General features: G+C 69.6%; 7 protein-coding genes. 3 read left to right on the plus strand and 4 right to left on the minus strand.

Annotated elements, in window-relative coordinates:
- Positions 1-1,041 (plus strand): formaldehyde dehydrogenase, glutathione-independent (gene fdhA, locus Q0D75_RS20775; RefSeq protein WP_291057758.1); only part of this gene is annotated, 1,041 nt, incomplete at its 5' end.
- Positions 1,042-1,159: 118 nt separating this feature from the next.
- Positions 1,160-1,942 (plus strand): glucose 1-dehydrogenase, encoded by a 783-nt coding sequence (locus Q0D75_RS20780; protein WP_291057760.1) that lies wholly within the window; start codon positions 1,160-1,162, stop codon positions 1,940-1,942.
- A 48-nt stretch (positions 1,943-1,990) separates the two neighbouring features.
- On the opposite strand, the gene Q0D75_RS20785 is transcribed toward Q0D75_RS20780, so the two are convergent.
- The 3 genes from Q0D75_RS20785 to Q0D75_RS20795 all read right to left on the minus strand — a co-directional run bounded on the left by Q0D75_RS20785 (position 1,991) and on the right by Q0D75_RS20795 (position 4,253).
- Positions 1,991-2,884, minus strand: a complete 894-nt coding sequence (locus Q0D75_RS20785; RefSeq protein WP_291057762.1) for a DUF808 domain-containing protein — start codon at positions 2,882-2,884, stop codon at positions 1,991-1,993.
- 104 nt (positions 2,885-2,988) lie between these two features.
- A complete protein-coding gene (locus Q0D75_RS20790) occupies positions 2,989-3,576 on the minus strand; it encodes an adenylate kinase (RefSeq protein ID WP_291057763.1) in 588 nt (195 codons plus the stop codon).
- Entirely contained in the window at positions 3,573-4,253 is a 681-nt protein-coding gene (locus tag Q0D75_RS20795; RefSeq protein WP_291057765.1) for a TetR family transcriptional regulator, read from the minus strand. The genes Q0D75_RS20790 and Q0D75_RS20795 overlap by 4 nt, the downstream gene beginning before the upstream one ends.
- Positions 4,254-4,403: 150 nt before the next feature.
- Between Q0D75_RS20795 and acs the strand changes: the two genes are divergently transcribed.
- The gene (acs, locus tag Q0D75_RS20800) at positions 4,404-6,419 is read left to right on the plus strand and encodes an acetate--CoA ligase (RefSeq protein ID WP_291057767.1); all 2,016 of its coding nucleotides are present in this window, start codon (positions 4,404-4,406) and stop codon (positions 6,417-6,419) included.
- A gap of 78 nt (positions 6,420-6,497) precedes the next feature.
- Here the strand turns inward: acs and Q0D75_RS20805 are convergent.
- On the minus strand, positions 6,498-6,935 hold a 438-nt coding region (locus Q0D75_RS20805; protein WP_291057769.1), incomplete at its 5' end, for a ferritin-like domain-containing protein.

A 6,935-nucleotide genomic window follows, 5' to 3' on the forward strand; every position in this document is an offset into this window, starting at 1 on the left:
CACATGGTGCGCGGGCGCACCACCGCCCCGGCGAACCTCGTGCTCGGGCACGAGATCACGGGCGAGGTGGTCGAGGTGGGTCCGGACGTCGAGTTCATCAAGGTGGGCGACATCGTCTCGGTGCCGTTCAACATCGCCTGCGGCCGCTGTCGCAACTGCAAGGAGCGCAAGACCGGCATCTGCCTGAACGTGAATCCGGATCGGCCCGGCAGCGCCTACGGTTACGTCGACATGGGCGGCTGGGTCGGCGGGCAGGCCGAGTTCGTGCTCGTTCCCTATGCCGACTGGAACCTGCTGAAGTTCCCCGACCGCGACCAGGCGCTGGAGAAGATCATGGATCTGACCATGCTCTCCGACATCTTCCCGACCGGGTTCCACGGCGCCGTCACCGCCGGCGTCGGTGTCGGGTCGACGGTGTACGTCGCCGGAGCGGGGCCCGTGGGCCTCGCCGCCGCGACCGGCGCGATGCTGCTGGGCGCCGCCGCGGTGATCGTGGGCGACATGAACGCCGACCGGCTGGCGCAGGCCCGGAGCTTCGGCTGCGAGACGGTCGACCTCACCCAGGGCGAACCGGCCGACCAGATCGAGCAGATCCTCGGCGTGCCCGAGGTCGACTGCGCGGTCGACGCCGTCGGCTTCGAGGCGCGCGGACACGGCGGCGACTCCGGCCACGAGGCCCCGGCCACGGTGCTGAACTCGCTGATGGACATCACGGCGGCGGGCGGGGCCCTCGGCATCCCGGGCCTCTACGTGACCGGCGATCCGGGCGGCATCGACGACGCCGCCAAGAAGGGCGCGCTGTCGCTCAGCCTGGGCACCGGATGGGCCAAGTCGCTGTCGTTCACCACCGGCCAGTGCCCCGTGATGAAGTACAACCGGGGCCTGATGATGGCCATCCTGCACGACAAGGTGCACATCGCCAAGAACGTGAACGCCACCGCGATCACGCTCGAGGACGCGCCGCGCGGCTACGCCGAGTTCGACGCCGGCGCCGCCCAGAAGTATGTGCTGAACCCGAACGGCTACCTCGACGCGGCCTGACTCGCCGCACGGAGCGATGCGCGGTGCGCATGGCGGTTCGCCGCCGCCGTGCGCACCGCAATTGCCTGTAAGTACAGGCGTAGAATGGGCTAACCCACCTCGCTCGAAAGGCATCATCGTGAACCGCTTCACCGACCGCGTCGTCCTCATCACCGGCGGAGGCTCCGGCCTCGGCCGCGCCACCGCCGTGCGCCTGGCCACCGAGGGCGCCAAGCTCGCTCTCGTCGATGTCTCCGAGCAGGGTCTCGCCGCATCCGTCGAAGCCATCGAGGCCGCTACCCCGGGCGCCGAGGTGCTCACGCTCCTCGCCGACGTCTCGAAGGAGGACGACGTCGACCGCTACGTCGCCGACACCGTCGCGAAGTACGGCCGGATCGACGGCTTCTTCAACAACGCCGGCATCGAAGGCCGTCAGAACCTGACCGAGGAGTTCACCGCCGCCGAGTTCGACAAGGTCGTGGCCATCAACCTGCGCGGCGTCTTCCTCGGCCTCGAGAAGGTGCTCAAGGTGATGCGCGAGCAGGGCTCCGGCATGGTCGTGAACACGGCCAGCGTGGGCGGAATCCGCGGCATCGGCAACCAGTCCGGCTACGCGGCGGCCAAGCACGGCGTCGTGGGGCTCACCCGCAACTCCGCCGTCGAGTACGGCCAGTTCGGCATCCGGATCAACGCGATCGCGCCCGGAGCCATCTGGACCCCCATGGTCGAGAACTCGATGAAGCAGCTCGACCCCGAGAACCCGCGCGCCGCCGCCGAGCAGTTCATCCAGGCGAACCCCACCAAGCGTTACGGCGAGGCCCCCGAGATCGCCGCCGTCGTCGCCTTCCTGCTCAGCGACGACGCGAGCTACGTGAACGCGACCGTCGTACCGATCGACGGCGGGCAGTCGTACAAGTACTGACACACCCGCCGACCGGGTCCCGGTGAATTCACTGGGGCCGGGCCGGCGTCAGTGCGCGGATGCCTCGGCGGGGGTGCGGCGGAACAGGCGCGTCAGCCCGAGCACGACCGCCACCACGAGCAGGCCGAGCACGAGGCCGAACACTGCCGAGACGGCCGTGTCCGCGATCCAGACGATCACCGGACCGGCCGCCTCGATCGCGTGCGTCACTACGTGGAGCAGGTCGTACGGGCCCGTCCAGAACGTCTCGGCGAGGTTCGCGATCACCAGGTGGCCGCCCACCCAGAGCATCGCCACCGTACCCACGATGCTGATCACACGGAACACCGCCGGCATCGAGGCGACGATCCGCACGCCCGTGCGGCGCACCCGGCGAGCCGGGTTCTTCATCATCTGCAGCCCGATGTCGTCGATCTTCACCAGCAGCGCGACGGCGCCGTAGACCAGCAGCGTCATCGCGAGCGCGATCACGGCGAGCGCGCCCAGCGTCATCCATATTCCGAAATCGGCATCCAAGCTCGCCAGTGCGATCAGCATGATCTCGGTGCTCAGGATGAGGTCGGTGCGGATGGCGCCGAACACCAGTTTGCGCTCGTCCCGGTCGTCGGTCTCCCCCGCGGCGTGATGGAACCCGAACCACTCGAGCACCTTCTCGGCGCCCTCGAAGCACAGGTACGTTCCGCCGATGATCAGCAGGTAGGGCAGCACCCACGGCGCGAACGCGGTGAGCAGCAGCGCGATCGGGATGATGATCACGAACTTGTTGAACAGGCTCCCCAGCGCGATGTTGCGCACCACCGGCAGCTCGCGCGCCGGCGTCAACCCTTGCACGTACTGCGGTGTGACGGCCGCGTCGTCGATCACGACCCCGGCGGTCTTGGCGCTCGCCTTGAGTGCGGCGGTCAGGATGTCATCGACAACCGCCAGCAGTCCGACCGACATCCGCATTCCCCCGTCCGTCGCCCAGCCCACTGCCACGCGCCCCGACAACGCTATCGCGGCCCAGCCCTGTCCACAGGCCACCCGGCTGTCGGTGCGCGCCGTTCTCAGCGCGTGAGATGCACCGCATCGAGGGCGGCGGCGATGCGGTGTTCGACCTCGTCGGGGGTGCCGAGGCCGTCGACGGTGGTGAGGAGGGCGCGGTCGGCGTAGGCGCGGGCCAGCGGGGCCGTCTCCGACTCGTAGACCTCGATGCGGCGGCGCACGACGTCGGGGGTGTCGTCGGCGCGGCCCTGCTCGGCCGCTCGGAGGAGGAGGCGGGAGACCACCTCCGTGGTGTCGGCCTCGAGCAGCAGCACCGCGTCGAGCGGCGTCGCGTCTCCCGTGATCGCGAGCAGCCGATCGAGCTCCGCGACCTGCGGGAGCGTGCGCGGGTAGCCGTCGAGGATGAAGCCGGCCGCGGCATCCGGAGCCCCGATCCGCTCGGCCACCATCGCGTTCGTCACCGAGTCGGGCACGTACGAGCCCGCGGCGATCAGTGCCGACACCTCGAGCCCCAGCGGCGTCGAGGTGCGCACGTGCTCGCGGAACAGGTCGCCCGTCGAGATCGCGGGGATGCCCAGCCGCCGAGACAGCCGAGCAGCTTGGGTGCCCTTGCCGACGCCGGGAGGCCCCATCAAGACGAATCGGTTCACGGGCGGGCTCCTTCGATCAGGTGGGCGATCTGCTCGGCGCTGAGGCCCGAGTTGATGACGACGACTCCGGGGCGCTCCGGATGCTCGGGGCCGGGGCCTCGACCGCGGATTCCGGATTCGCCCATCGACTCCGCGATCTCGTCGAGGAGTTCGGCGAACAGGGCTCGCGGGTCTTCGGTGGCGGGCGACTCCAGCCAGCGCACGATGACCTGGCTGAACGCGGCCAGCACCGCCGCCGCCACGATCTGGGCGAAGATCGCGCTGCGACCGCCGAGATCCTGCCGCGCCAGGTGGGCCGCGAGCAGCTCCTGGTATTCGCGCATCCAGAGCACCTCACGGTCGCGCAGCGGCACGTTGTCGCGCGCCAGCGCGGCACGGCGTGCCACGAACGAGGCATCCGTCACCAGGCCCTCGAGCACGGGCAGCAGCGACTCCCCCGCCACCCGGATCGGCTCGCCGGAGGCGCTGCTCAACCGCTCTTCGACGAGCAGCAGGTAGACCGCGTGGTCGGAGAACAGCACGTCTTCGCGCACCGGGAAGTACCGGAAGAACGTGCGGCGGCTGATCCCCGCCGCCGTCGCGATGTCTTCGGCCGTGGTCGCGTCGAACCCCTTCGCCTCGAAGAGTTCGAGCGCGCCGACACGCAGTCGGGCGTTGAGCTCTGCCGGGCTGGGCATGGGCGCGTCTCCTTCGACGGTCGAGGTGTTCACGAGGCCGAAACCATCTCGTGTTGCACGATATGGCACTGAGTGACAGGATACTGGCACCGGATGCGAAGGCAAGCCCCGAGCATCCGGTTCCGGCGAATTTCAACGAGGAGATCCCCAGTGGCCGACGAACAGAACCGCATCCAGTTGCAGGATCTGCCGCAGGTGTTCGACAACCTGCTGCACGAGTCGCGCACCTTCCCGCCGAGCGAGGCCTTCGCCGCCGGCGCGAACCTGACGGCCGAGGCCTACGACCGCGCGGCCGCCGACTACGACGCCTTCTGGGCCGAGCAGGCCAACCGGCTCGACTGGGCGACCCCGTTCACCGAGGTGCTCGACTGGTCGAACCCGCCGCACGCGCGCTGGTTCGTCGACGGCACCCTCAACGTGGCCTACAACTGCGTCGACCGGCACGTCGAGACCGGCCACGGGGACCAGGTCGCCATCCACTGGGTGGGTGAGCCGGGCGACACCCGCGACATCACGTACGCCGAGCTCAAAGACGAGGTGAGCCGCGCGGCGAACGCGCTCAGCGGCCTCGGCCTGGTGGCCGGCGACCGCGTGGTCATCCAGCTGCCGATGATCCCCGAGGCCGTCATCTCGATGCTGGCGTGCGCACGCCTCGGCCTCGTGCACAGCGTGGTGTTCGGCGGTTTCTCCCCCGCCGCCCTGCGCGCCCGCGTCGACGACGCGGAAGCCCGGCTCGTGATCACCTCCGACGGCCAATGGCGCCGCGGATCCTCAGCCCCCATGAAGACCAACGTCGACGAGGCCCTCGACGGCGCCGAGACGGTCGAGCACGTGCTCGTGGTGCAGCGCATCGGCGGCATGTTCACCGACCTCGTGCCCATGCGGGACGGCCGCGACCTCTGGTGGCACGAGCTGGTCGACGGCCAGTCGCCCGAGCACACGCCCGAGGCGTTCGGGGCCGAGCATCCGTTGTTCATCCTCTACACCAGCGGCACCACGGGCAAGCCGAAGGGCATCCTGCACACCAGCGGCGGCTACCTCACCCAGGCGGCCTACACGCACGACGCCGTCTTCGACCTCGACCCAGACATCGACGTGTACTGGTGCGGCGCCGACGTCGGCTGGATCACCGGCCACAGCTACATCGTCTACGGCCCGCTCGCCAACCGGGTCACCCAGGTGATGTACGAGGGAACGCCGAACACCCCGCACGAGGGCCGGCACTTCGAGATCATCGAGAAGTACGGCGTGACCATCTACTACATCGCGCCCACCCTCATCCGCACGTTCATGAAGTGGGGCGACCAGATCCCCGCCTCCTACGACCTCGGCTCGCTGCGCCTGCTCGGCAGCGTGGGCGAACCCATCAACCCCGAGGCGTGGATGTGGTACCGCGAGAACATCGGCCGCGGGCAGGCCCCCATCGTCGACACCTGGTGGCAGACCGAGACCGGCGCCATCATGGTGGCTCCGCTCCCCGGAGTGACCGCCACGAAACCCGGATCGGCCCAGCGCGCGCTCCCCGGCATCTCGGTGCAGGTCGTCGACGAGCAGGGTGAGCGGGTCGAGCCCGGCGAAGGCGGCTACCTCGTGATCGACCGGCCCTGGCCCTCGATGACCCGCGGCATCTGGGGCGACCCGGCCCGCGCCCAGGAGGTCTACTGGGATCGCTTCAGGACGCAGGGCTACTACTTCGCCGGCGACGGCGCCAAGTACGACGAAGACGGCGACATCTGGATGCTGGGCCGCGTCGACGACGTCATGAACGTCTCGGGGCACCGCATCTCCACCATGGAGGTGGAGTCGGCGCTCGTGTCGCACCTCGCCGTGGCCGAGGCGGCCGTGGTGGGCGCCGCGGATCCGACGACCGGCCAGGCGATCGTGGCCTTCGTCATCCTGCGCGGCGCGACGGAGTCGCTGGGCGGCGATCAGGATGCGATCGTGACGGCCCTCAAGAGCCACGTCGCGGCGGAGATCGGGCCGATCGCGAAGCCGCAGCGCATCCTGGTGGTTCCGGAACTGCCGAAGACGCGCTCGGGCAAGATCATGCGGCGCCTGCTGCGCGATGTGGCCGAGAACCGCTCCGTCGGCGACACGGCGACGCTCGCCGACACCTCGGCGATGCGCGTGATCACCGAAAGCCTACGGAAGCCGTCGGCCTCCTAGACCGACTCGCCGCACAGCCCTGACAGACAACGGGCGCCGGCCTGCCCCCGCGAGGCCGGCACCCGCATCCGCCCCTCGTCAGCCGGCGCTGGTGGTGATGTCGCCGTTCACGCCGGCCGGGAAGAAGCCGCCCTTGGTGACGGGCGCGGGGTTGAGGAACACGATGTTGAGCACCTGGCCCGGCGTGCGGCTGAAGGTGATGCCGTTCTTGTCGGTGGGCACGAGGTTCGCCTTGCCGTTCACGGTGATGCCCTGGTCGAGGTCGGTGCCGGAGTCGAGGCTGTCGCGGGCGTCCGAGATGGCGTTCGCCGCCGCATCCAGGTCGAGCGAGTAGAGCGCGTTCCGCACGATTCCGGCGTGGTAGGCCTCGACCGAGAGGATGCCGGCGGCGGCCTCGAGGTAGGTCTTGTTGGCGATCAGCGGCGCCGCACCCTTGTAGGCGGTGACTCCGACGTCTTCGAACACGAAGGCGCCGAGCAGGAAGTTCTCCTCCGAGGCGTAGACGTCGAAGGTGCC

This window comes from Herbiconiux sp. (genome assembly GCF_023264855.1).
Lineage (GTDB): Bacteria > Actinomycetota > Actinomycetes > Actinomycetales > Microbacteriaceae > Herbiconiux.

Excerpts from the sequence above, each read along its gene's own strand:
- Q0D75_RS20795 (WP_291057765.1), bottom strand. The coding sequence starts at position 4,253 with ATGCCCAGCCCGGCAGAGCTCAACGCCCGACTGCGTGTCGGCGCGCTC.
- Q0D75_RS20785 (WP_291057762.1), bottom strand. The coding sequence starts at position 2,884 with ATGTCGGTCGGACTGCTGGCGGTTGTCGATGACATCCTGACCGCCGCA.